Source organism: Microbacterium tenebrionis (genome assembly GCF_903645325.1).
Taxonomy (GTDB): Bacteria; Actinomycetota; Actinomycetes; order Actinomycetales; family Microbacteriaceae; genus Microbacterium; species Microbacterium tenebrionis.
Genome location: NZ_CAHJXQ010000005.1, coordinates 66035 through 89325 on the forward strand (window position 1 = coordinate 66035; position 23291 = coordinate 89325).

The following is a 23291-nucleotide window of genomic DNA, read 5'->3' on the forward strand; positions in this document are numbered from 1 at the left end:
CGCTGTGTCAGGGCGATATGCTCGCGCTTACAATGTAAGAGTCGCCTCCGGGCACATTCGTCACAAATTGGTTGAAAGAATTTTTTGCGACATGAGTTCACGACGCGACATCCCCTCCCCCGACCTGGTCGAGGTTGCCGACGAGATCCTCGCCGAGCGGGCGATCGGCGGGGATGCGGACGCGTTCAAAGCCCTCATCGTCCGGTACGGGTCCCTAATCCGGGCGTATGTGGCGCGGATCGTGGGATCGCTCACCGACGCGGATGACGTCACTCAAGAGGCTCTCTACACCGCCTGGCGTCGACTGCCGGAGCTGCGCGACCCGGCCGCGGTGAAACCCTGGCTGATGCGCGTCGCGAGCCGGCACGCGTTCGCCCATCTCCGACACCGACCCCCCACCGAGCCACTACCGATCCTGGACGCGGCCTACCCCTCCACCACGGAGCCCGAGACCGTCGCCGTTCGCAACGCGCAGCTGACCGCGTTGTCCCAAGCCCTAGACAACCTCCCGGACCAAGAGAGACGCTGTTGGCTGCTCCGCGAAGTCGGAGAACTCAGCTACGACGACATCGCGAAAGAACTCGACATCCCTCGATCCACCGTTCGAGGCAAACTAGCCAGAGCCCGCGCGAGCATTCACGCGCAGATGGAGGGATGGCGGTGACTGATCACAGCACCACCCGCGCACTGGACTGCGGGAAAACCATCGACGAGCTCAGCGACTACCTCGCCATGGACCGGATCCCCTTCGACCCGACCATCGAAACCTGCCCGGAATGCCTCAACGCCCTACACGCCCTCGACCAGGTCGCCCAGCTCTCCCGCGATCTCCTCGACGATGATGCCGCCCACCTGACCCCACCCCCCGCAGGATGGTTGGACACGATCATGACCAGCATCCACCACGACGTCCGCGCGGGAAGATCGCTGCCCCTGCACCACCCCGACCCGAGGGTGCACCTCAGCGTCACCGAGGGTGCCGTGCGGGCGCTGCTGCGGTCTGTCGCCGACCAGATCCCCGGGACCGTGATCGGCAAAGCCCAGATCAACGGTGATGCTGAGAAACTCGGCGCACCCGTGACGATCAGTGTCACGCTCAGCATCGCCTGGGGCACCCCGATGACCCCGACCGCGCACGATGTCCGCCAGCGCATCTACAACGCGCTCAGTACGCACACCCACCTCAACGTCACAGCCGTCGACGTGACCATCGAAGACGTCCACGGCCACGACACCAGCCGTAGGGAGCAGCCATGAGCACCGAGACCCCCGCCTCTGATCACCAGCCGGCATCATTGCTCAATCCGAACGTTCTGACCGCCACCGTCCGCGACGTTGACGGTGTCACAGACCTGTTCGCGCCCGCATCAGCGATCACCCAGGTCCCACATCTGGTCAGCGCGATCGCCACCGGCCAAGACGAACGCTACAACCGTGTCGACATCGCCACCCGCGGCGTCACCACCGACATCACTGCTCGCATCGGTGTCGGAAGCAGAATCCCCGCCCCGGACACGGCACGCCGCGTTGCCGACACCATCCTCGACAGCATCGGCGACCACCCCGACACGATCATCACCGTGCAGATCTCCCGCATCGCCTGAGGGCAAACCCAGTGACAGGTACGGGCGGCGGCGCTTGCGTGCGCTGCGGGCACGACCCCGACGAACACCACAACACCTGCCGGGTAGACCTGCTCACCCGACGCCGCTGGGACAAATGCCCATGCCCTGGACACCTGGAGCTCGACGCTGACCAATAGCCACCCCAGCGGACACCTGCTCGCCCGCGCCGGTATGCGCGCGTCTATCGTGGGTGTCAAGGCCGGGATCGGCCCTCTCACATCCGGAGGTGCGCACCGTGGCGCAAACCAAGACAGACAAGAAAAAGACGGCGAAGAACGAGAAGAAGAGTTCCACGAAGGCCGCGAAAAAGGCCCTCGACCGCGCCGAAGAAGCCGTGCGGAAGGCCCGCAAGGCGGTAGCCCGATCATCCAAGAAGCTGCGCACCCGCGCCGCAGAGCTCGCCCAAGAATCCCAGGAACTCTCCGCCAAACACGCCAAAGCCCTCCGACGCAGCGTCACCTCCATCGAAGAGAAAGACACCCAGAACCCGTCACCCCCGCCGACCGCTACACCCCTGCCCCGCACGTCAACGCGAAAGGCCCGCTCCGCACAGGAAAGAACGTCTTCCACCCCCACGCTGAAAGAACTCCGCACCCAAGCAAGAGAGCAGAAAGTCACCGGGTACTACCGGATGAACAAAGCTACGCTCGTCGCCGCGCTCACCCCACCGCGCACCTAACTCACCAAGTCAGGATCCCCGACCACCGTGCCGCCATCCCGGGCCAGCAGACGACAGCTGGTGGCAAGAAGACGCCATCTCGTGACGGTGACCCGTTGGTCGCAATGGGCGCCCCCTTTCTCGCGAGTCGCAGACAATGCCCTGGAAGCAGGTTTGCTTGCAGGACTCGTCAGCTTGCGACGTGTCGAGAGATTCCCACGATGACAGTTGGCGCGGCCCCGCGTCGATCACGAAGAGGGTTGCTCGGCTTGGGGAGTTACTAGTGTTCCTTGGCGGCCCTATCGTCGATGACAAACGCCCGTCCAGGGCAGAAACATGTCACGGCAAAGTTGCCTCGGCCCGGCCGAAACCAGCCGATATGAGTGACATCTAGTGTCATCCGACGGCATTTCCGACATCGGAGGAAGATTCACCGTCTCCCGGCGCCGCCGAACACTGCGTGCGCGAGAGGCGCTGCCGAGACCGCCAGCAGCACGATCGCGAGCGGCGGAGCAGGCACGAGCAGCAGAGCACCACCGACGACGAACCCGGCGAAGATCACGGCCGAGACGGCGCGGCGACCGATGCGGATGAGCGCGTCCAGGCGTCGCTCGAGCCGCGAGGTGTCGAAGGTGAGCGTCCCCTCTTCGAGCTCGGTGACGACGGCGTCGATGCGGCCGGGCAGGCGAGCGGCCGTGGTGACCGAGTCCCAGGCCTGGTCGACCATCCCCCGCATCGTGCTGCCGCCCTCGTCGCGCAGCAGTTGAGCGGCGAACGGCTCGACGGCGTCCCACACGTTGAACGCCGGGTTCAGCCCGCTGCACATCCCCAATGTCAATGAGACGGCGCGGAACAGCAGCAGCATGCCTTCGGGCAACTGGAACGGCAGCGAACGCACGGTGTCGCCGAACTCGACGGCGAAGTCGCGGAACTCGCGCTGGTCGACCGAGGCGAGCTCGGCGAAGCCCATCCCACCGAACCGGGCGAACAGCGCGGTCAGCGCCCGCTCGAACTCCTTCGTGTCGGCCGAGGGCAGCAGCACGCCGACCTCCTGCGCGGCATCCACGAGCTTTCGCCCGTCGCGGGCGGCGACCGCGATCACCATCGCCCGCAGCCCGCTGCGCAGGCTCTGCGGAACCTCGCCCATCATCCCGAAGTCGACGAAGGTCAGCCGCCAACCACCCGCCGACGGTGTCACGAAGATGTTGCCCGGGTGCGGATCGGCGTGGAAGAAGCTGTGCGTGAACACCTGCTCGAACATGGCTGCGGCGAAGGCATCGGCCACGGCAGCGGGATCGATGCCGGCCGCTCGAAGGCCCTCGATGTCGTTGATCTTGATCGCGGTGACGTCCTCGAGCGTCAGCACCCGGCGGGTCGTGCGCTCCCACACGACGGCGGGGGTTCCGACGCGGGCGTCGTCGGCGAAGTTCTCCCCGAACCGCTCGGCGTTCTGCGCCTCGTGCAGATAGTCGACCTCCTCGAGGCTCGTCTGCGCGAACTCCTCGATGAGCGCGGGAGCGTCGACCCGGTCGGAGACGATGCGTACCCGCCTCAGCCACCCGGCCACCTTGCGCAGCGCAGACAGGTCGACCGCGACGATCTCGTCGATGCCGGGGCGCTGCACCTTGACAACGACGTCGCGCAGGCCGGTGTCGGCGGCATCGAGGTCCGCCAGGCGCGCCCGGTGCACCTGCCCCAGGGACGCCGCCGCAAGCGCCCGCTCGTCGACCCAGGCGAAGGCGCGCTCGAACGGGACGCCGAGCTCTGCTTCGGCGAGCGCCCTGATGTCGGCGAAAGGCACGGCGGGAACCTCGTCCTGCAGGCCCGCGAGCTCGTCGGTAACCTCGGGCGGAAGCACGTCGAGGCGGGAGGAGAGGAACTGCCCGACCTTGATCATGAGCCCGCCGAGGTCGACGGCGAGCGCGTGGAACCGTCGGGCGATGCGTCGCATCCGCTCGGGTCGGGTGCGCTCGGCGACCCGGTCGAGTCCGATGCGCGGCAGGAAAAGCTCGAACCACCACAGCTGCACGAGCTGGGCGGAGGCGAAGCGCATTATGCGCCGGTAGCGGGCGCGGTGCGGGTGGGGACGCGCCTCGGGCTCCCGGCCCTCGACCGCCCCCGGTCGTGACGTGGTCACTCCTGAGCGAGGATCGCGTACAGCTTGCGGCGGGCGTCGTCGAGCACCTCGATGGCGCTGTCGATCTGCGCAGAGCTGCCGCTGCGGGCGAACTGCGTGGCGGCGCCGGCGAGGTCGACGCCTGCCTTGGCGAGCGCGCGGTGCTTCTCACCGCCGAAGCGGATGCCGTCACCGGCACCCTCTGGGCCGCGGGAACCGCCGGGGCCGGAACCGGCGGCGGACTTCCACGCCGCCGGCGCCTCGGCTTCGTCGGCGACGGCGCGGCCGGCCTCGGTGAGCGCGTAGGTCTTGCGGCCGTTGTGCTCTTCAGCTTCGACGAGGCCCTCGTCGGCGAGCAGCTGCAGCGTCGGGTAGACGGAGCCGGCGCTGGGCTTCCACGAGCCGCCCGAGCGCTCTTCGATCTCGCGGATTATCTGGTATCCGTGCATCGGCTCGTCGGAGAGAAGCGAGAGGACGGCGGCGCGCACGTCGCCGCGCGGCATGCGCGGGGAGTTCGCCGGACGCTGGTCGAAGGCCCGGCGCAGCTGATCCACCGCATCGAAGAGGACGGATGCTCCGGCGCCGCCGAACCCGCCCAATCCGCCGGGTCCCCCTGAGCCGAAGCCGGATCCGCCCGAGCCGAAGCCGCCGAAGGGCGAGCCGGATCCGAAGCCGCCGCTGTGGTCTGAGCTGTTCATGATGTCCTCCTGGTTCGCGATGTGCGCCAGCCGGAATCCGCGCTGGAGTGCGTTAACGATATATCGCAATGTGTCGTTCGGGAAGGGTGAACGTCGCGATCCGGTTCGAGGCCGGCTCAGCGGCTCCGCAAGAACTCCGAGACCTCGTCCGCGGTCGGCGCCGTCGTCGGCCCACGACGGGTCACCTTGAGCGCCGCCGCCGCATTCGCCCGGCGACTCGCCTCCGCCCACCCGGTTCCGCTCGCGATCCCGGCCAGCAGCGCCCCGGTGTGCGTGTCTCCGGCGCCGTTCGTATCGACCGGCTTCTGGGGGAATCCGGGCACGTACGTCGACTCGCCGCGCGCGTGCACGGCGCATCCCTCGGCACCGTCCCGCACGATCGAGACGGCTCCTTCGCGCAGTAGCGGCGTCACCGCAGCGGCTTGCGCGACGATCTCGCGACCCGGCGACGGGGGCACCGCGATCGACGCCGCCGCCAGCAGGTCGGTGGTCTCCTCGGCGTTGCCCGTCCAGACGTCCGTGCGCGCGAGCATCGCGTCGCGCACCTCGGCGGGCAGCGTTGCGAACGCCGCGCCGGGGTCGAGCACGACGACGGCTTCCGGCGGCAGCATCGGCAGCCACCCCAGTAGCGGGTCGCGAGTCTGCTCGACGGCGAGCGAGTAGCCGGTCACGCACACGAGGTCGCCCGGAGCGACGGACGCCGTCGACAGCGACGCCGCCGTGATCTCACGCTCCGCGCCGAGGGTCGTCACGAAGGTCCGCTCCGCGGTCGGCTCGACGAGCACGACGCACACTCCGGTGTCGCCGTCCGGCACCGGAGGCGCGGATGCCGCGATCCCCTCGGCCGCGAGCGTCGACCGGATGAGGTCGCCGTGCGGGCCCGTGCCCACGGCGCCCGCGTGCACGCACGACGCCCCGAGCCGCGCGGCCGCGAGCAGCACGGTCACCGCTCCCCCGGCGTACTGCGCGTCGGAGGCGGCCATCACGTTCTGTCCGCGGGCGGGGAGCTCCGGCACCTCGATCACGAGGTCGACGAGCGCCTGGCCGGTGTGGATCACGCGTGGCTGATTCATGCGGTCAGCCTATCCAGCGCGATCGTTCGCCTGTGCGGCGCGAGCGCGTCCTCGATGACCCGGGATGCGGCATCCGTCGTCCGCGCCTGCTCGCGTGTTCCGCCCAGCATCGCCGTGGTCTGCGGGGCCGGCCCGACGCGGCCCAGGACGGGGATGCCTCTGGCGAACAGCGTCGGCGCACGCTCGGCGGTCGAGCAGGCGCGCGCGATCTGGCGGACGGTCACGCCGCGCGCGGCGGCACCGTGATGTCGAACCGCGCTCGACCGCCGAGTCGCGGCTTCTGCTCCGGGTCGACATAGGGCGGTGGGATGAACCACACCTTCGATGACGGCCCCGTGCCATCGACGCGGACTTCCCACCCGTTGTCGTGGATACGGTGGTGGCACGTCTCGCACAGCAGCACGCCGTTCGCGAGGTCGGTCGGCCCCGCGTCGCGTCGCCACCATCGGATGTGATGCGCCCTCGTCATCTCGGGCGGCAGAGCGCACATGGCGCACCCGCCGTCGCGCTCGACCAGTGCGAGACGCTGTGCCCGGGTGAACAGGCGCTTCTCGCGGCCCCACTCGAGAATCTCGCCGTCTCCTCCGAGCACGCACGGGATGACGCCCCCGTCGGCGGCCATGCGCCGGGCTGCGGCTATGCTGATCGGCTGGTCGAGGCCGTCGATCGTGGCCGCGCCGAGCCCGGACTCGAGATCCTTCACGTTCATCCGCACGACCACTGTCGCTCCGGCGAGCGGCAGGCGCTTCGCCTCGCACCCGAGCACGTGCGCGCAGAAAGCGACAAGCGCATCGGCCTGGATCATGGGAACCGTGCGCCGATCGGCATCGGGGGCGTCGGGGTCGACGGCATCCTTCCGCGCGACGAATGCGGCGCTGACCGAGCCGCGCAGCGCCGCGACGACCGGCGCAGCCGCCTCGGCGTCGAGCTTCGCATTGAGGTGCACGAACCCGTCGCGTTCGAACATCGTGAGCGAACGCTGCGAGCGCCGCTCTTCGTCGCGTGGTTCGACGCCGTCCGGGTCGAGCCACGTCTCGGCGCGCACGACGAGCCTGCGCACTTCGTCGAGCCCGAGCCCGACTGCCGACTCGACGAGCACGCGCTCACCTTCGGCCGTACGCTCGGCACCGGCTGCGATCCGGCATCGGTCGAGCATCGCGATGATGACCCCAGCCGCCCCGGCGCTGAGCTCACCCGCATCCAACGCCCGGCGCACGTGCGGATACTTCGCCGGCAGCCGCGCCCCCAACAGATCACTGCGCGATGCCGTGCTCTCGCCCACCTTGATCAGCCGCGCCGCGTCGCCGGTCGAGACGCCCATCGTCGTGGAGATCATCTTCGCGGGCGTGCGGAACCCCTGTTGCTTCGCCAGCGATTCCGCCCCGAGCTCCGGGCGCGATTCGCGCGCCAGCCCTGCGGCGACATCGACCTCGACGGCATCCAACCGGCGACGTACTGCCGCGAGCGCAGAGGCGACGAAGATCAGTTGATCCTTCGTAAATTCATTTGATTCCTCGGCATCACCCCACGCCGCGTCGAGGCTTCTGATGGCCTCGTGCAGAGCGGTGAGTTTGGACATGCCCCCAGCGTAGCGAGCAGCTCGGACATTATCGTGGCTTTGTTCGAATCTGTGGAGAGATCGGGCCGGGATCGCGCGACCTATTGCTACTCGGACGTGGATCTCCTCATCGCGCTCGGAGCTCGATGGGGCGGCGGAGCATGGGATCAGTTCGGTTCGTGGTGCACGCCCTCTGGCTGGGGATGCTGTTGTCAACCACCTTCGTGATCAACCGTGCCCGTGCCATGCTGGCGACTCGCTCACGATCGAGGAGGCAGCCATGACCGACCCCACACCGTTCCCCACCGATCCGCTCGAGCCCGAGGGCGTGGATCCCGATCTGAGCAGTGACGACGACGAGCGCCAGCAGTCGCCCGGAGCGGACGAGGAGCGCCCGGATGACCAGGCGCCCTCGTTCGACGAGCAGCAGAGCGATCGGATCGCCGCAGAAGAGCAGGCCCGCAACGAGGACTATCCGCCGGTGCCGTGAGGTCGCGCCGCATGCCTCCGACGGGTGTCAGGCCTCGAGGAGGGCGCGCACCTCGGTGAGCGACCGCCCGTAGGCGAGGCGGGCGGCGTCGGCCTGGTGGTCGGAGCGGACCTGGACGACGGTGGCGCCGTGCGCCACCCAGCGTCCGGCGGAGCGAGTGAGCTTGAGGCCCGGGAGTGGGACGGCGTCAGGGAATGCGGCCTGGCCGGTGCCGACGCGTACGACTGAACCGATCATCGCGACGAGCCAGGCTTCGCCGAGGTCGTGCGGTCGGATGGACGCGATGGGGCCGCCGGGTCCACGGAAGACCTGGAACATGGTGTCAGCGCGACGCACCGCCCAGGTCTCTCCCTCGTGGATGAAGTCGCAGGCGATGTCGGCGTGCAGGGTGATCTCGGCGCCGTAGTGACGGAGCGCCTCGATGCATTCAGGGCTCAGCAGCCGCTCGTCGATCTCACGCTCGCGCCGTCGGAGCTCGGCGCGGTGCTTCTCACGAGCGATGGGAGCGTACTCGGCTTCGAGTTCCTGCCGGTTCGCTCGCGCGCCCTCGGCCAATCGGCGGTGCAGCCACACGGGGTTGATCTGCACGAAGTAGCGGAAGTGGATGTCGACCGGCCCGCGAGTGAGCTTGCGGTCTTCGACGAGAAGCTGGACGCCGTGGTCGACCGACCAGACTGCGGCGACCTCACGGTCGACGACGGCGACCCACGACCAGCCCTGGAATCGGATCTCGGGCGAGGACTGCTCGAGCGCCGCACTGAGCAACGTGCCGCGGGGCACGGTCACCGACCGAGCGTGGGAGACGACGTCATCCCCCATCGCCACGCTGTCGCGGTCGACGCGGAGTTCGATGGGGCGGCGGAGCATGGGGTTGAGCCTAGTTTGGGCCGATCAGCGCCCTCCGGTGCTCTCTCGCACCACGAGCTTGTGCGGTGCGACGATTTCGGTCGATGGCGACTCCGGGTCTTCGATCCGCTCGATGATCCGGCGTACCGACTCGCGCGCGATGAACGGCGTGTCCAGCGAGATCGTGCTGAGCGATGGGCGCGCGAATCGTCCTTCTTCGACATCATCGATCCCGATCACTGCCACGTTCTCGGGCACGCTGAGCCCCGCATCGAAGACAGCGCGCATCGCGCCGATCGCCAGCAGGTCGGAGAAGCAGAAGATCGCGTCGGGGCGGGGGTCGAGCTCGAGCAGCGCGCGCGCCGCCGCGTAACCGTCAGTGCGACTGTAGTGCGCAGCGGTCGTGACGTAGTCCGGGCGAACAGCCATCCCGGCATCCGTCAGCGCCGCCTCGTAGCCGGCGGAGCGCTGCAGCGGAGTGGCGTACTCCTCCAGCGGCTGCGAACCGATCGCGGCGATCCTCGTGCGCCCGGTGGTGATGAGGTGGTTCACGGCATCCCGAGCGGCGGCGACGTTGTCTATCGCGACATGGTCGTAGCGGCCGTCGAAGTCGTGTTCGCCGAGCAGGATCAACGGCATCCGTGAGGCTCCGTGCATGTCGAGGAGCTCGGACTTCGTGACCAGCGGGCTGAACAGCAGACCGTCGAAGAGCATCGTCCGGTCTTCACCGGTGAGCAACTGCCGCTCGCGCTCATGATCGTGGCCGGTCTGATCGATCATCACTCGATAGCCGACCTCGGCCGCAGCTTCGATGACGTCGCGAGCGAGCTCGCTGAAGTAGGGCACGTCGATCTCGGGGACGACGAGAGCGAGCATCCCGGTGCGACCGGTCCGGAGCGTGCGGGCCACGGGGTTGGGGCGGTAGTCGAGCTCTTCGATCGCCGCCTGTACCTTTGCGCGCATGCGTTCGCTGACGTGGGTGTAGCCGCTCACCACGTTCGAGACCGTGCGCATCGACACCTGCGCCCTCTCGGCGACGTCGCGAAGTGTGGCTGGCATGTCGTCATCATACCGTTTGCAACGTATGCAAACGTCGGCTACAGTTTGCATACGTTGGCAAACACGAACTGCACCACACCCGACCGTGCCTTCTCAACACCCAGCACCGCAAACACAAAGGAGTGTCATGAACAGCAACCCGAAGCGGCCGACCCTGCGCTTGACCGCAGTCGGCGTCACCGCCGTCGCCGCATTGGCTCTGACCGCATGCGGCCCCGACATCACAGCCGGCGCCGACGACGAAGCAACGTCGGACCGCCTGCAGGCACCCTCGACTGAGCAGCCGGAAGGCGAGATCATCATCTGGGATCGCTCCGGCGATCTGTACGAGGTGTTCGACGCAGTGATCGATGACTTCAACAAGAAGTACCCCGGCATCAAGGTCAACCACGAGGCCGTCGACATCAACGCCAAGCTACAGAACACGCTGATCACCGGCACGGACGTGCCGGACGGCGTCTTCCTCGACGACGCGCTCGTCGGTGGATTCGCCGACCACCTCTGGGATCTCACCGATGTGCTCACTCCGTACGCCGACGACATCGCGCCGCAAAAGATCGATGCAACGACCGTCGGTGACGGCATCTACGGCGTTCCGTACGACCTCAACCCCGGTCTGCTGTTCTACAACGCCGCAGCGCTCGAGGCTGCGGGCGTGGATGCCACGACGATCGAGACCTACGACGACCTGCTCGATGCGGCCCGCGCGTACCAGGAGGCGAAGCCGGAGTCGCACCCGATCCATCTCGAGCAGAGCCCGTTCCTCGGCCAACTGCAGCTGGAGATGTACGCCAGCCAGCTGGGCACCTCGATCGCGGATGCCGACGGCGAGCTGCGCCTGGACAGCCCGGAGTACGAGCAGATCCTGACGTTCCTCGACACGGTGCAGTCCGATGGCCTCGGTACACGCGCCGAGTACCTGAGTCCCACGGACATCGCCGAGCTCGAGAACGGCAACCAGGTCTTCTACCCGTGGGCGATCTGGTTCGACTTCGCGCCGCAGCAGCTGCTTCCCGAGACCAGCGGAGACTGGCGTGCGATGGAGCTCCCTGCGTGGGAGGACGGCGGAGCGCGCAGCGGCGCGATGGGCGGCTCGTCGTTCGTCCTGCCGAAGGAGGGTGAAAACTCCGAGCTCGCCTGGCTGTTCTACGAGTTCCTCATGTACGACGAGGCCGGCTACAGCGCGGTCTGGGGCGAGAACGAGATCTACCCGACCGGACTGAACACGTCGATCCCCGCCTACCTCCCCGCCGCCGATCCGACCAAGCCCCTCTTCCAGCCCCTCGAAGCCCTCGGCGGACAGGACCTCTGGGAGGCCGCGACGACGGCCGGTGCCGAGATCCCGAGCGGCACGTCGATCCCGCCCTGGTGGAACGGCGCGGTCGACTACCTCGGCAACGACATCCAGAAGATGCTCGATGGCGATCTGACTCCAGCCGAGGTCATCAGCAGTTCGACCGACGCGATCCAGACCAACCTCATCGACAGGCAGTGACGGACCTTCGACGATGACGACCTCCACCCTCCCCTCCGCGGCACCACCGCGATCCGGCCGTGACGCGACCTCGTCGCGTACGCGGCGGAACGGAATGGCGAAGTTCCGACGACGCTCAGCGCCATATCTCTTCGTGCTTCCGTTTCTCGTGATCTTCGTCGCGTTCAGCGTTTATCCGCTGATCTTCACCGCGCGGCTGAGCTTCACGAACTGGCGCGGATCGGGTGCCGCGGAGTGGGTGGGCTGGGGCAACTACACGTACCTCCTCACCAGTGAGGCGTTCTGGAGCTCGCTGGGCAACTCGGCAGTCCTGTGGCTGCTGATCGTCCCGATCCAGATCGTTCTGGCGGTGATCGTCGCCGTCCTGCTCAACTCGGCGAAGCTCAAGCTGCGCGGGCTGTACCGCGTCGCGTTCATCGTGCCGTTCGTCACCCCGCTCGTCGCCGTCGCCCAGATCTGGGTGGTGCTGTTCGACCAGCAGTACGGAGCGATCAACGCGTTCCTCGGTGTGTTCGGCATCCCGGACATCGGCTGGCTCACGACCAGCGCTTGGGCGAAACCCACGCTCGCGCTGCTGTTCCTCTGGAAGACGACCGGCTTCATCATCATCATCCTGCTGTCGGGTCTGCAGTCGATCGACGGCTCCATGTATGAAGCCGCGGAGCTCGATGGCGCGTCGAAGCTCCGGCAGCTGTGGAGCATCACCGTGCCGCTGCTGCGCCGCACCATCATGTTCGCCGTCGTGCTGCAGACTCTCGCCGTCTTCCAGATGTTCGCCGAGCCGTTCGTCGTCACCCAGGGCGGGCCGTACAACTCCACGACCACGGCGGGTTACTACCTCTACAACCACATCACGCGCGGCGATCTCGGTACCGGAGCGGCGAACTCCTTCCTGCTCGTCATCCTCGTGATGGTGCTCTCGCTGTTCTTCGTCCGAATGCTGAGAGCCAAGGACTGATCATGACCGATACCTTGACCCGCCCCGAGACGGATGCCGCGGCATCCGCCCCTCGCGCCCGAGACGAGCGCCGCCCGAGTCTGCGAATCGGCTCGCACGTCTTCCTCATGCTGCTGCTGATCGCGTTCCTCGCACCCGTCGCGTGGGCGATCGTCTCGTCGTTCAAGCAGCCGAACGACATCATCCGCGACCCGCTGGGGTTCGACCCGACCACCTTCACGCTCGACAACTTCACCGCGATGTTCCAGGACGTCCCGGTCGCCCAGGGCTTCCTCAACACCGGAATCGTGCTCGTGGTGAAGGGCGGCATCACGCTGTTCTTCGCGCCGCTGGCGGCATTCGCGTTCGCGAAGTACAGCTTCATCGGCAAGAACCTGATCTTCGGCACCGTCCTCATCACGCTCATGCTGCCGACGATCGTGCTGATCATCCCCCTGCTGCTCGAGATGAAGGCGCTGGGCTGGGTGAACACCTACCAGGCACTGATCCTCCCCGGGGCGATCGACGCGTTCGCGATCTTCTGGATGCGCCAGGTGATCAGCGCCGTCCCGGACGAGCTGCTGGATGCTGCGCGCGTCGACGGCTGCAGTGAGTTCGGCATCTTCTGGCGCGTGATCGTGCCCGTGATCCGCCCGGGTCTGGCCGGCCTCGCCGTGCTCACGATCATGAACATCTACAACGACTTCGTGTGGCCGGTGATCGTCGCCAGCTCCGAGAGGATGTCGACCCTTCAAGTCGTCCTGTCGACGCTCGCGCAGAACATCACGGGCAACCGGATCGGCGCGGATTACGCGACGGTCACCGGCGAGCTCCTCGCAGCGAGCTCCATCGCCCTCATCCCCCTGCTGGTGCTCTTCATCGTGCTCCAGCGTCACTTCATCAACGGCATCCTCGCCGGCAGCGTGAAAGGCTGAATGTGTCACTCTCCATCACCGACCAGGCTCTCGTCTCCTCCGAGACCGGAGGCGTCCCGCGTCCCGAGTACCCCCGGCCCGATCGTGACCGCTCCGAGCGCTGGCTGACCCTCAACGGGCGTTGGGACTTCGAGGCCGATGGCATCCAGGCCGATATCACGGTGCCGTTCGCGTGGGAGAGCGAGGCGTCCGGCATCCGGCGCACGTGGCTCGAACGCGGCACGTATCGTCGACAGGTCGTCGCCCCGGTCGAGTGGGAGGGCCGTCGGGTCGTGCTGAGCTTCGGAGCCGTGCATCACCGCGCGGTCGTCCGCATCGATGGGTCGGTCGTCGGCGAGCATGTCGGCGGATACGAGTCGTTCGAGTTCGACGTCACCGACTTCCTGGTTCCCGGCGTCGCGTCAGAGATCGAGGTCGAGGTCGAGGCCCCGGCCGACAAGCGTGCGATCGCGCATGGCAAGCAGCGGTCGATCCCGCGCGACGACTACGACGGCGTCTCGTTCACACCGACCTCGGGTATCTGGCAGTCGGTCTGGCTGGAGGCACGCGGACGCACTTATGCCCGCGAGGTGGCGCTGCGCGGCGACAGCCTGACCGGCATCGACGTCTCGATAGCTCTGCAGGGTGACGAAGTCGACGGTGCCGTGGTGCGCGCACGGGTCGAGGGCATCGAGACCGAGCTGACGACGGATGCCGCGGGCCACGCGTCGGGCCGGATCGACCTGCCCGCGCCGCGACTGTGGTCGCCGGAGGACCCGCACCTGTACCGCGTCGAGATCTCGGTCGGCGATGACGAGTTCGCTGACCGTGTCGTCGCGACGACGGGGCTGCGGCGCATCGAGACGCGCGGCGAGGAGCTCCGGCTGAACGGGTCGCGGCTGTACGTGCGCGGCGTGCTCGACCAGGGCTACTGGCCCGACACTGGTCTCACCGCGCCCACGGTGGAGGCGCTGCGGCGCGACATCGCGCTGGCGGGTGAGCTCGGTTACAACCTCGTCCGCAAGCACCTGAAGTTCGAGGACCCGATCTGGCTGCACGAGGCCGATGTCACCGGCATGCTCGTGTGGGCGGAGCCTGCGTGCCCGAGCCGCTTCTCGGCGGCTGCAGCCGAGGCTTTCGAAGCGCAGCTGCCTTCGATGGTCGAACGCGACGGCAACCACCCGAGCATCATCATCTGGGGCCTGTACAACGAGGAGTGGGGTCTGGACTGGGACATCCCCGGCAGCGCTGCTCGCGCCGAGGCGGCCGAGCGCGCCTACGACGTGCTGCGCGCACTCGATGACACGCGGCCGATCGTGGAGAACTCCGGCTGGTCGCACGTGAAGAGCGACCTCGTCGACTGGCACTACTACGAGCCGGATCTGGCGACGTGGAAGCAGGCCGTCGCCGACCTCGCCTCCGGCGAGCGCGAGACATTCCCGGTGCGGCTCGGCCCGGATTTCACGGTCGACAAGTCGTTCTACGGTTCGGCATCGTTCCCGCGCACCGGTGTGCCGATCCTCAACAGCGAGTACGGCGAGGGTTTCACCAGCCTCGAGCGCGCCTGGCACCTGCGGTGGGAGACGCAGGAGCTGCGCCGCCACGACCGCTACGCCGGGTACGTGTACACGGAGTTCTCGGATGTCGAGCACGAGTGCGCAGGTCTTCTGACCGAGGACCGTCGGACGAAGGACTGGGGCGGACTCATCCCCTCCGACGTGAACGCCGACACGGTGCTCGTGCTGGACATGGTGCCGGCTCGGGCCGGCGCGGATGTCGCGACGCCGGTGGCCGGATTCGATCTCGGCGTGCAGATCTCGCATCACGGACGATCTGCACTGTCGGTAACTGTGCACGGCGCGTGGGTCACTGCTGGGTCGCCGACGGGCGTGGTTCCGGAACTCGGTGTCGTGTCGGCCGGGTCTGTCGAGGTTCAGCCGTTCCGGCTGTCAGATGCGGTGTCGCTCGCCGTTCCTGCCCGCACCGACGCCGGACGGTTCCTGATCTGGGCGACGGATGCCTCGGGTGACGTGGTGGCGCGCGCGTTCTTGGATGCCGCCGAGGTGGAAGCTCCGAACCGCCGCGGGGCTCGGGAAGGTGAGTTCGTCGGGGCAGAGGTTCCGGGGGAGGCATAGAAGAGGCGGGCGTCACGGCGACGGCCACCGGCCGAGCGGTGCGCACCGGTCAATGTCAAGGCCGCGGCGACGAATGCGCACGCGACGTATGGTCGAGGAGGGCGGACCGACCGAGAAGCTCTCCCGGTGCCGTGCTCGCCCTGGAGGGAGTCGTCATGGCTCAATACGACGTTTTAGACCGCTCGGCGATCGTCACAGGAGCAGGCAGTGGCATCGGCAAGTCCACCGCGCTGCTGCTGGCGCAGAACGGTGCGTCCGTGGTCGTGAATGACCTGAACGCCGAGGCGGCCCAGTCGGTGGTCGACGAGATTCGCGCCGCAGGTGGCGTCGCTGAAGCGTCCGCAGGCGACGCGACCGACGCCGAGTGGATCGCCTCATCCGTCGAGCAGGCGAACAGTCTTGCCCCTCTGCGCATCGGCGTGAACAATGCCGGCATCGGTGGTGCGGCTGCGCCGACCGCCGAGTATGCGGAAGATGACTGGGACAAGGTCATCGCGATCAACCTGAACGCGGTGTTCCGCAATATGAAGGCGCAGATCCCCTCGATCCTCGACAACGGCGGCGGCTCGGTCGTCAACGTCGCGTCGATCCTGGGCAGCGTCGGCTTCGCCACCTCTCCCGCGTACGTCGCGGCGAAGCACGGCGTCGTCGGAATGACCAAGACCGCCGCGCTGGAGTACTCGGCGCAGGGCGTGCGCGTGAACTCGGTCGGTCCCGGCTTCATCGACACGCCTCTGCTGGCGCAGATGGATGCTGAGGCGAGAGAGTTCCTCGTGTCGAAGCATCCGATCGGCCGGCTCGGGCAGGCCGACGAGGTCGCGAACCTGATCGTCTTCCTGGCGAGCGATGCCGCAAGCTTCATCACCGGCAGCTACCACCTCGTGGATGGTGGATACACGGCTCCTTGAGGGCGGGCGTACTGACAATCGTGGAGCTGTGAGAGTGGAATGAACTGAGCTCTCCCCAAGTTGGGAGACTGGTTGCTCAGGCGTACCGATCGGCAAGCCACGTCTCGCCCACGATCGGGATGCCATAGTCGCGCGCCTTCCTCGCCTTTCCTGACAGCGAATCCGGGTCGGCGGCGATGACCAATCGAGCGGCCTTGGTCACCGCCGGCTTAGGCACGATGCCGTGCTCGCGGAGCCGCTCTTCCCACTCGGAGCGAGGGCGAAGCATCTCCCCGGTGAGCACGACCACATCGCCGGCGCTGAGCGCGAAAGAGCCCATCGTCGGTGCAGTGACCTCAACCGGTCGAGCCAGGGCATCATCGACGACCGACACTGGAACCTCGAGGAGGTGCGCGACCGCGTAGAGGTCCGCGCGCTCCTCCTCGGTGGGGACCCCATCGGCCCATGCGACCGTGACGAGTGCCGACAGGTAATCGCGGTGCAGTCGCTCAACGGTCGCGCGGCCGAGCCCCGCGCGTTCGGCGAGCCCGACAAGCGCGTCCTTCTCGTGTTCTGACAAGTACCGGTCGAGAAGGCAGCGCTCGACGAGGGCGAGATACTCCGCCTGCTCATGAGTGTCGCTGACGTCGGGGACGCGGTCGATGATCCGCTCGAGGAAGCTGGGAGTATAGGCAGCCACGTCCGCACGCGGGAGCCAATCATGGCGCTCGCCTGCGTGTGGGGCGAGCATCTCCACGCTCCCGAGAAGTTGTTGCCACGATGCCTGGCCCGTGCTCCCGATATAGGCGGCGAACAGCTCCGCGGTCGCACGAGCGTCGACGGCCGCACGGTGCGCTCCGCCCAGCTCGATATCGAATGCAGCACAGCAGTCTGCGAGCGTAGTGCCGCTCCCGAGATAGGTGCGAGCCAGGCGCATCGTGCACACGCTGACCCACGGAGCGCTGCCCCAGTAGCCGGCGCGGCCGAGTTCTGCGTCGAGGAACCGAAGGTCGAACGACGCGTTATGGGCGACGATCACGCGTCCGGTCAGCAGATCTATGAGGTCACCGGCAATGCCCGCGAACTGAGGAGCGCTCAGAATCTCACGCGCGGTGATCCCGTGGATGTCCTGGCGGCCGAGGTCTCGCCCAGGGTTGACGAGCGTCTCCCACTGTCCGGTGATCGTCCCATCCGGATCCGAATGGACGACAGACACCTCGATCGCGCGATCGGTGCCCTCGGCATAGAACCCCGTTGTCTCAAAGTCGATGGTCGCAAAGCCCGGTGCGGGGGCGGGAATCGGCGTCATGCTCGCCACTGTAGCGGGCGGAAGCGACACTCCCGCCATTCCGTCTCGACCTTTAGCCAGGCCCTCTACGACCAATGTCCGAGCCCTTCTCTATGGTCTGATTCAGCCGGTCCGCACGGACCACGGAGCCCCACCCGGAGCTCCGAATCGCGCCCAGAGAAGGGCGATATTCGTCGTGCGTGCGGTCGGCGCCCTACGGCATCCGTCGTGGGGCAGGCCGGTGCTCCACGCACACTCCCAAGGGGAAAATCACATGTCCGTACCCAACCCGCCCGCAGCTCCTGCTCCGCAGCAGATGCCTCCGCCCATGCCGCCGGTCGACCAATCAGCGACGCCCGCGAAGCGCAACGTCCTGGCGCTCGTAGCGCTCATCACCGCCGCCGTCGGATTCATCTTCGCGTGCATACCGGGCGCGCTCATCGTCGGCTGGATCCTGTTGCCGATCGCCTTCGTGCTCAGCATCGTCTCGCTGTTCCTCAAGGGGAGCGGCAAGTGGATGGGCATCGTCGGCCTCGTCGCGTCGGTCGTGGGGACGATCGTCGGCTTCGTCGTGTTCTTCGCGGTGATGGCCGGCGTTGCCCAGGAGGCGTTCGAGGACGAGTTCGGCAGCGGCGACACAGTCGTGAGCGAGCCGACGGACGAGTCCGGCGAGGACGCCGAACCCGCCACCGAGGAAGGACCGGATGCCGCAGCCGAGGGCACGCGCGAGAACCCGTACCCGCTCGGTTCGACGATCAGCTCGTCCGACTGGACCGTCGTGATCAATAGCCACACGGCGGATGGCGCGGCTGCGGTCGCCGAGGGCAACCAGTTCAACGAGGCGGCGCCGGCCGGTTCGCACTACGAGATCGTGAACTACACGGTCACGTACACCGGCACGGACTCCGGGCTTGCACCCGAGGTCGGCGTGGATGTCGTCACCAGCGCCGGCAACGTGATCAACAGCTACGACGCCATGGTCGTCCTCGCGGACAACTTCATGACCGACGAGCTGTACAACGGCGCTTCGGCAACGGGCTCGCAGGCCTTCCTCGTGCCCGACGGTGAGACGGCACTGATCCGGGTGCGCCCGGGGATGTTCGCCGACGAGGTGTTCGTGCAGCCGTAGGCCGCGCGAACCGGCGGACGGCCATGGGGAGGCCGTCCATTTCGACGAGTAGCTGGGGCCTCGTCGAAGCGGGTGAGGTGCGTGCCGCACCTCACCCGCTCACGTTCGTGAAGGACGGCTTCCGCTAGCCTCAGGTCATGAGTCAGGAGTCACCAGCGGGTTGGTTTCCCGATCCGTACGGTCGATATGAACATCGATACTGGGACGCACTGCAGTGGACCCAGCATGTGGGAGCACTGCGGCCAACAGGTGATCGACGCACCTGTCGCCTCTCCCCCGTCAATGGCTACCGCGCAGACGACGGCCTCGACGGTGCCGGGAGCGGAGCCCACCCCGGCCGCTCCGGGCAACAAGAAGGTGCAACGGCAGCTCCGCAAGCTCGGCTTAACTGATCCAACACGCGTAGGCGGCGGCACATTGTTCACCGAGCGCGTGTTGGTCGTAAACCAAAAGGCAAAGCTCTTCGAGAAGAAGGCCGAGTACACGGTATTCGATCAGCACGGGCGAAGAGTCGGCGGTGTCCGAGAGTTCGGCGCGAGCATGTCATGGATCGCAGTTGGCCGCGACAACGCAACCAAGCGCCTGCAGATCGTCGACGCGGATGGCCGGCCGGTCGTGACGCTCACCCGGCCAGCGGTCGTCCTCAAGTCGAAGGTGACCGTCACGCGCGACGACGGCACGCTCGTCGGGCACATCGTCCAGGAGAGCCTTGGTGTCATGGCATCTGTGCTCGGAGGCCGGTTCAACGTGCGGTTCCGGATGGAGGCTGACGGCACCCCACTCGGCACCATCGACGCGGAGGACTGGCGAGCTTGGGACTTCAGCATTCTTGATACGAGCGGGTCCGAGATCGCACGTATCACCAAGACCTGGGCGGGCATCGGCAAGGAGAATTTCACCAAGGCGGACAACTATGTACTTGAGATGCACCGAACGCTGGAGGACCCTCTCCTGACGCTCGTCGTCTCCGCCGCACTAGTTGTTGATACCGTCCTGAAGCAGGATAGTGACGGCAACCGCCGCAATCGCTAGAGCGACTGAGCAGCGTATTGATCAGTCGTCGTCAGACGCTTCACGCTCCGACAGGTGATCGGATTGCTTGCGCTTGAAGAACGTACCGAATGCACCGGCGACCCCGTCCGCGGCGCCCTTGAGCGCAGCACCCGCCTCCTGAGCCGCTGCTGCCGCACGAGGCTTATCAGGGACTCCATCGCCGTCTAGGTCTACTGATCGGAATGCTTCCGTGGCCCGGTCGAAGGTCGACGTGCTGAACCGCGCGGCGGCGGTCGCCCCATCGGACGCCGACACGAACACCTTCTCGCCGGCCTCTGCCGCAGCTTGCCTCCAGCGCTTCGCATCTTTCGCCTCATGCCCCGACTCGATTCCGAGGCGACTACGGAAGTCGAGGACGCCTGAGGCCACGTTGTTGCTCGACTTCACTGCGGCCGGGGCGTCGAAGGGATTGAGCAGAACCTTGGCGTTTGCACGCTGGACAGTCGCGTCCATCTGCATCAGGAGCCGCGCACTGCTCCGGGCGATGAGTTCGACTCTGTTGTTGCGCGCGGTCCGCAGTCCAAGCCGGTGACTCTCGAGATCGTCTGGGGACGCGTCCAGCACGCGATCGAGTTCGAGCACCGAGATACCGTCCTGCAACTGGAAGGTTCGGGCGATGACCGCCAACCATTCGCGAACGCGTGGCTCCGCTTCCTTCGTTGCTTTGGCGATCTCGCCGAGGTCGGCCTTCTTCTCAAGCTTTTCCGCAATCGCATCGAGCTGACGCAGAGCGTAGGCCTGCGTGCGCGCGAGGGTCATGCCCGTCGCCTGCACCTTCGACCACGTGGTATCGGACACGCGCCCAACCTGGTCGCGGATCGTGAGAGCTTCCTCGATGACGAGATCGACACCGATCATGTCGGCAAGCACGGCGTCCTTCTGCGCGCGCAGAACATCATCGAGCTTCTCACTCACCTCCTGCAGATACTCGACGATGGCATCCATCTGCTCCTGCATCGCCCGTTGCTGCATCATCGTCGACAGTGCTGAAAGTGCGAACGGCCCGCTGAGCATCGCCGTTGACAAAGTGTCGATCTGCAGCCACCGTCCGATGTCTCCCGGTTGCCCGATCATCGCGTGCTTGACTCCGACAGGGCCATCCTTCACCGCCATCAGACCGAAGTCATGCATCGCCTTGGCCGAGTCGGCCGTGAGCTTCACCCACCGTCCGGAGTTGGCCGCAACGTCACCCGCGACACCGACAGCGGCGCCGGCGGTCGTGGTGAGCGATCGGAGCCGCTGAACGTCGAGCTCTCGAGCCGGAAGGCGATCCAACCCGCTCGCAAGAAAGAAGCGCTCGACATCCGACTCGTTACCGAGAACGGCAAGGCCATCGCCGTCGCTGACCAACTCGACTTCGTTGCCCATTCGTGCTCCTCCAGCAACTGGCGCACCCCAACGGCGCCTCTTCTGATGAGATTACTGGCCACGACGCGTGAACGCGGACTCGAAACCAACCACACGGGCGGACTCGAGTGACGGGAACGAGTGGGTCAGAGCCGAGGCCACCGTCAGTTCGCTATCACCACGCACCGATAGCGTGCACGAGTGAGCCCGACGTAGAGCAGGTCGAACCAGGCGAGGCCCTCGCTTCCGACGAACGCGAGGGCCTCGTCGCCGATGTCGGTGAGAATGACGGCTTCGGCATCCAGACCCTTGTACTTGAAGATCGACCCCCAGCGCACTCGTCCCGGCGGGGCCTTCGGAGTCGTGGGGGTGGGAACGTCGACGACCACGTCGGTGGTCGCAGCGTCCACCCGCCCCATGTCGACGGGCGCATCGACCTTGAGGCGGTCGCGCAGCCAGCGCTCCTCCTTGGTGAAGTGCTCCGCGGCGAGAACCTTGCCCGCGAGCGAGCGGCGGGCTCCGAATGGGCTGAGGATGACGATGTCGTGCGCCTGATGGTGCTCGAGCAGTCCCCTAAGCGCGGCGGCCAGCGCTCCGGATGCCTCAGCAGCATCCGCGACCGGCTTCACGGCGAGCGGCGCGCTGATCGTCGAGGTGGCGCGGTGACCGCGGTAGCCGAACCTGCGTGAGAGCAGGGCCTCAGCGGATTCGGCGAGCGCGCTCACCTGGCGCAGCCCGCGTCGCAGCGCGATGTGGACGAGGTCGGGAACCCGCTCGCGGGCGACGGCGTACGGGTCGACGTGCGCGTCTGCCGGCCGCAGGATCTGCTGCCGTGCGTCCCCGGCGAAGGCAAGGCGGGTGCCGGCCGCCGCTCTTGTTCCGGCGAGCGCGAAGAGCAGGTCGAGAACGGCCGGGAAGCCCGCGATGTCTTGGAACTCGTCGACGCAGATCGCCTCGTATGCACCGAGCGTCGGATCCTTCTGCAGGGCGGCGAGCGCGAGCTGCGGGAGTTCCGTGGTGTACCAGTCGCGTTCGGCATCCGCGGGGTTCTTCTGGATGCCGGCGATGCGGAGCATGATCGTGTTCAGATCGTCGACGTCGATGTCGCGGCCCGCGCGCAGCATGTCGCGCAGTTCGTCGGCCATGAGCACGTTCCAGCAGGTGACGAGCGTGCGAGCCTCGGACTTCCAGCGCTTCGCGAGCTGGGCGAGCAGGTAGCTCTTCCCGGTGCCGGCGGGTCCGTCGAAGTAGACGTGATCGTTGCGCTCGATCATCTCGAGCACGACACGCTGCTCTTTCAACAATCGGTTCTCGTCGTCGAGGCGTTCGAGTTTGCGATCGGCGAGCGAACGGCCGCCGGCGAAATCGCCCACGAGCGCACCCGCGATCTCTTCCACGTGCTCGGCCGTCGTGAGCTCTGGGGCGTGCTCGACCCCGTCGACGGCCGAGTACCAGGCGTCGTGCGCGTCGAGCACCTGTTCGATCGCCTTGATCGGATGCTGCAGATCGCCATGCCACGCGAGCTCCCACTCGAAGAACTGCATGTCGCCGGGTGTCGCGTTCTTGAACTGGAAGCGGTCGAGCGAGGTGAACCAGACAAGACGCGCGATCGGTTCGGACCCGTTCAGGATGTCGCGGTGCTTGAGGTAGCCGCGAAGGCTGCGGATGCTGCCGTCGAGCTGCTCGAACGGGCTCTTGCCGGGGTTCGGCACACGGTCGAGGCGCCACTGGCCGTCCTTGTACTCCACGTATTCGGGACTCTTCGCCTCGATCACGACGATTCCGCGGCCGGGCACGAGCACGATGAAATCGGCCTCGCCTTGGAACTGCGACGCGTGCCGGTGGATCTCGAGGCTGTGCAGGACGATCCAGTCGTCCGCACCGGTCGCGCCGGCGAACGCGTCGAAGATGCGCTTCTCGGAGACGTTGGCGCCGGGGCGAGGGCGCTGCGGGATCATGCGGGGCATGGTTGGGATGCTAGCG

At 67.0% G+C, this 23291-nt stretch carries 23 protein-coding genes; 13 read left to right on the forward strand and 10 right to left on the reverse strand.

The genetic code is table 11. The annotated features are described in order from the left end of the window. Nucleotides 1–91: 91 nt before the first annotated feature. The 4 genes from HWX58_RS09230 (at nucleotide 92) to HWX58_RS09245 (ending at nucleotide 2304) form a co-directional block, all read left to right on the forward strand. Nucleotides 92–664 (forward strand): RNA polymerase sigma factor, encoded by a 573-nt coding sequence (locus tag HWX58_RS09230; protein WP_175987214.1) that lies wholly within the window; start codon nucleotides 92–94, stop codon nucleotides 662–664. Further along, complete coding sequence (locus HWX58_RS09235) at nucleotides 655–1257, forward strand: Asp23/Gls24 family envelope stress response protein (protein ID WP_126893718.1); 603 nt, start codon at nucleotides 655–657, stop codon at nucleotides 1255–1257. Before HWX58_RS09230 ends, HWX58_RS09235 begins: the two co-directional genes overlap by 10 nt. Continuing rightward, nucleotides 1254–1604 carry a hypothetical protein gene (locus tag HWX58_RS09240; protein ID WP_126893717.1) on the forward strand — a complete coding sequence of 117 codons (351 nt, stop codon included), beginning with the start codon at nucleotides 1254–1256 and terminating at the stop codon, nucleotides 1602–1604. Before HWX58_RS09235 ends, HWX58_RS09240 begins: the two co-directional genes overlap by 4 nt. 256 nt (nucleotides 1605–1860) lie before the next feature. Next, complete coding sequence (locus tag HWX58_RS09245; RefSeq protein WP_126893716.1) at nucleotides 1861–2304, forward strand: Rho termination factor N-terminal domain-containing protein; 444 nt, start codon at nucleotides 1861–1863, stop codon at nucleotides 2302–2304. 409 nt (nucleotides 2305–2713) lie between these two features. On the opposite strand, the gene HWX58_RS09250 is transcribed toward HWX58_RS09245, so the two are convergent. The 5 genes from HWX58_RS09250 to HWX58_RS09270 all read right to left on the reverse strand — a co-directional run bounded on the left by HWX58_RS09250 (nucleotide 2714) and on the right by HWX58_RS09270 (nucleotide 7749). Continuing rightward, nucleotides 2714–4420: an ABC1 kinase family protein gene (locus HWX58_RS09250; RefSeq protein ID WP_372456227.1), complete on the reverse strand. Its 1707-nt coding sequence runs from the start codon at nucleotides 4418–4420 to the stop codon at nucleotides 2714–2716. After that, nucleotides 4417–5097 carry a PadR family transcriptional regulator gene (locus HWX58_RS09255; protein WP_175987216.1) on the reverse strand — a complete coding sequence of 227 codons (681 nt, stop codon included), beginning with the start codon at nucleotides 5095–5097 and terminating at the stop codon, nucleotides 4417–4419. The genes HWX58_RS09250 and HWX58_RS09255 overlap by 4 nt, the downstream gene beginning before the upstream one ends. Nucleotides 5098–5213: 116 nt before the next feature. After that, a complete protein-coding gene (locus HWX58_RS09260) occupies nucleotides 5214–6170 on the reverse strand; it encodes a PfkB family carbohydrate kinase (protein WP_175987218.1) in 957 nt (318 codons plus the stop codon). Beyond that, nucleotides 6167–6394, reverse strand: a complete 228-nt coding sequence (locus HWX58_RS09265) for a 3-methyl-2-oxobutanoate hydroxymethyltransferase (protein WP_175987220.1) — start codon at nucleotides 6392–6394, stop codon at nucleotides 6167–6169. Before HWX58_RS09265 ends, HWX58_RS09260 begins: the two co-directional genes overlap by 4 nt. After that, nucleotides 6391–7749 (reverse strand): HNH endonuclease signature motif containing protein, encoded by a 1359-nt coding sequence (locus HWX58_RS09270; protein WP_175987222.1) that lies wholly within the window; start codon nucleotides 7747–7749, stop codon nucleotides 6391–6393. The genes HWX58_RS09265 and HWX58_RS09270 overlap by 4 nt, the downstream gene beginning before the upstream one ends. A gap of 259 nt (nucleotides 7750–8008) precedes the next feature. Here HWX58_RS09270 and HWX58_RS09275 point away from each other — a divergent pair, with 259 nt between their 5' ends. Then, nucleotides 8009–8218 carry a hypothetical protein gene (locus HWX58_RS09275; protein ID WP_175987224.1) on the forward strand — a complete coding sequence of 70 codons (210 nt, stop codon included), beginning with the start codon at nucleotides 8009–8011 and terminating at the stop codon, nucleotides 8216–8218. Nucleotides 8219–8245: 27 nt separating this feature from the next. Here HWX58_RS09275 and HWX58_RS09280 read toward each other — a convergent pair whose 3' ends face one another. Next, nucleotides 8246–9085 (reverse strand): hypothetical protein, encoded by an 840-nt coding sequence (locus tag HWX58_RS09280; protein WP_175987226.1) that lies wholly within the window; start codon nucleotides 9083–9085, stop codon nucleotides 8246–8248. A gap of 24 nt (nucleotides 9086–9109) precedes the next feature. Next, complete coding sequence (locus HWX58_RS09285) at nucleotides 9110–10123, reverse strand: LacI family DNA-binding transcriptional regulator (RefSeq protein ID WP_175987228.1); 1014 nt, start codon at nucleotides 10121–10123, stop codon at nucleotides 9110–9112. Nucleotides 10124–10250: 127 nt separating this feature from the next. Here HWX58_RS09285 and HWX58_RS09290 point away from each other — a divergent pair, with 127 nt between their 5' ends. From HWX58_RS09290 to HWX58_RS09310, 5 genes are all read left to right on the forward strand, one after another. Continuing rightward, nucleotides 10251–11618: an ABC transporter substrate-binding protein gene (locus HWX58_RS09290; RefSeq protein WP_175987230.1), complete on the forward strand. Its 1368-nt coding sequence runs from the start codon at nucleotides 10251–10253 to the stop codon at nucleotides 11616–11618. Nucleotides 11619–11751: 133 nt separating this feature from the next. Continuing rightward, a complete protein-coding gene (locus tag HWX58_RS09295) occupies nucleotides 11752–12576 on the forward strand; it encodes a carbohydrate ABC transporter permease (protein WP_217702968.1) in 825 nt (274 codons plus the stop codon). 2 nt (nucleotides 12577–12578) lie between these two features. Further along, a complete protein-coding gene (locus HWX58_RS09300) occupies nucleotides 12579–13490 on the forward strand; it encodes a carbohydrate ABC transporter permease (protein WP_175987234.1) in 912 nt (303 codons plus the stop codon). A 2-nt stretch (nucleotides 13491–13492) separates the two neighbouring features. Further along, on the forward strand, nucleotides 13493–15604 hold the full coding sequence (locus tag HWX58_RS09305) for a glycoside hydrolase family 2 protein (protein ID WP_217702969.1): 2112 nt from the start codon (nucleotides 13493–13495) through the stop codon (nucleotides 15602–15604). Between the two features lie 155 nt (nucleotides 15605–15759). Continuing rightward, nucleotides 15760–16512 (forward strand): SDR family NAD(P)-dependent oxidoreductase, encoded by a 753-nt coding sequence (locus HWX58_RS09310; RefSeq protein ID WP_175987236.1) that lies wholly within the window; start codon nucleotides 15760–15762, stop codon nucleotides 16510–16512. Nucleotides 16513–16588: 76 nt separating this feature from the next. On the opposite strand, the gene HWX58_RS09315 is transcribed toward HWX58_RS09310, so the two are convergent. Further along, nucleotides 16589–17800, reverse strand: a complete 1212-nt coding sequence (locus HWX58_RS09315) for an exonuclease domain-containing protein (protein ID WP_217702970.1) — start codon at nucleotides 17798–17800, stop codon at nucleotides 16589–16591. A 253-nt stretch (nucleotides 17801–18053) separates the two neighbouring features. Between HWX58_RS09315 and HWX58_RS09320 the strand changes: the two genes are divergently transcribed. From HWX58_RS09320 to HWX58_RS09325, 3 genes are all read left to right on the forward strand, one after another. Beyond that, on the forward strand, nucleotides 18054–18908 hold the full coding sequence (locus HWX58_RS09320; RefSeq protein ID WP_250646180.1) for a hypothetical protein: 855 nt from the start codon (nucleotides 18054–18056) through the stop codon (nucleotides 18906–18908). Between the two features lie 137 nt (nucleotides 18909–19045). Then, complete coding sequence (locus tag HWX58_RS15425) at nucleotides 19046–19300, forward strand: DUF2510 domain-containing protein (RefSeq protein WP_217702971.1); 255 nt, start codon at nucleotides 19046–19048, stop codon at nucleotides 19298–19300. Beyond that, on the forward strand, nucleotides 19191–19940 hold the full coding sequence (locus tag HWX58_RS09325) for an LURP-one-related/scramblase family protein (RefSeq protein ID WP_250646181.1): 750 nt from the start codon (nucleotides 19191–19193) through the stop codon (nucleotides 19938–19940). Before HWX58_RS15425 ends, HWX58_RS09325 begins: the two co-directional genes overlap by 110 nt. 21 nt (nucleotides 19941–19961) lie before the next feature. Here the strand turns inward: HWX58_RS09325 and HWX58_RS09330 are convergent, their stop codons facing one another. Together HWX58_RS09330 and HWX58_RS09335 are read right to left on the reverse strand one after the other, a co-directional pair. Continuing rightward, entirely contained in the window at nucleotides 19962–21329 is a 1368-nt protein-coding gene (locus HWX58_RS09330) for a hypothetical protein (RefSeq protein ID WP_175987240.1), read from the reverse strand. Between the two features lie 143 nt (nucleotides 21330–21472). After that, a complete protein-coding gene (locus HWX58_RS09335) occupies nucleotides 21473–23275 on the reverse strand; it encodes a nuclease-related domain-containing DEAD/DEAH box helicase (RefSeq protein WP_175987242.1) in 1803 nt (600 codons plus the stop codon). Between the last annotated feature and the right edge of the window lie 16 nt (nucleotides 23276–23291).

Excerpts from the sequence above, each read along its gene's own strand:
- HWX58_RS09230 (WP_175987214.1), top strand. The coding sequence starts at position 92 with ATGAGTTCACGACGCGACATCCCCTCCCCCGACCTGGTCGAGGTTGCC.
- HWX58_RS09235 (WP_126893718.1), top strand. The coding sequence starts at position 655 with ATGGCGGTGACTGATCACAGCACCACCCGCGCACTGGACTGCGGGAAA.
- HWX58_RS09240 (WP_126893717.1), top strand. The coding sequence starts at position 1,254 with ATGAGCACCGAGACCCCCGCCTCTGATCACCAGCCGGCATCATTGCTC.
- HWX58_RS09255 (WP_175987216.1), bottom strand. The coding sequence starts at position 5,097 with ATGAACAGCTCAGACCACAGCGGCGGCTTCGGATCCGGCTCGCCCTTC.
- HWX58_RS09260 (WP_175987218.1), bottom strand. The coding sequence starts at position 6,170 with ATGAATCAGCCACGCGTGATCCACACCGGCCAGGCGCTCGTCGACCTC.
- HWX58_RS09270 (WP_175987222.1), bottom strand. The coding sequence starts at position 7,749 with ATGTCCAAACTCACCGCTCTGCACGAGGCCATCAGAAGCCTCGACGCG.
- HWX58_RS09275 (WP_175987224.1), top strand. The coding sequence starts at position 8,009 with ATGACCGACCCCACACCGTTCCCCACCGATCCGCTCGAGCCCGAGGGC.
- HWX58_RS09280 (WP_175987226.1), bottom strand. The coding sequence starts at position 9,085 with ATGCTCCGCCGCCCCATCGAACTCCGCGTCGACCGCGACAGCGTGGCG.
- HWX58_RS09285 (WP_175987228.1), bottom strand. The coding sequence starts at position 10,123 with ATGCCAGCCACACTTCGCGACGTCGCCGAGAGGGCGCAGGTGTCGATG.
- HWX58_RS09290 (WP_175987230.1), top strand. The coding sequence starts at position 10,251 with ATGAACAGCAACCCGAAGCGGCCGACCCTGCGCTTGACCGCAGTCGGC.
- HWX58_RS09300 (WP_175987234.1), top strand. The coding sequence starts at position 12,579 with ATGACCGATACCTTGACCCGCCCCGAGACGGATGCCGCGGCATCCGCC.
- HWX58_RS09310 (WP_175987236.1), top strand. The coding sequence starts at position 15,760 with ATGGCTCAATACGACGTTTTAGACCGCTCGGCGATCGTCACAGGAGCA.
- HWX58_RS09315 (WP_217702970.1), bottom strand. The coding sequence starts at position 17,800 with ATGACGCCGATTCCCGCCCCCGCACCGGGCTTTGCGACCATCGACTTT.
- HWX58_RS09320 (WP_250646180.1), top strand. The coding sequence starts at position 18,054 with ATGTCCGTACCCAACCCGCCCGCAGCTCCTGCTCCGCAGCAGATGCCT.
- HWX58_RS15425 (WP_217702971.1), top strand. The coding sequence starts at position 19,046 with ATGAGTCAGGAGTCACCAGCGGGTTGGTTTCCCGATCCGTACGGTCGA.
- HWX58_RS09325 (WP_250646181.1), top strand. The coding sequence starts at position 19,191 with ATGGCTACCGCGCAGACGACGGCCTCGACGGTGCCGGGAGCGGAGCCC.
- HWX58_RS09330 (WP_175987240.1), bottom strand. The coding sequence starts at position 21,329 with ATGGGCAACGAAGTCGAGTTGGTCAGCGACGGCGATGGCCTTGCCGTT.
- HWX58_RS09335 (WP_175987242.1), bottom strand. The coding sequence starts at position 23,275 with ATGCCCCGCATGATCCCGCAGCGCCCTCGCCCCGGCGCCAACGTCTCC.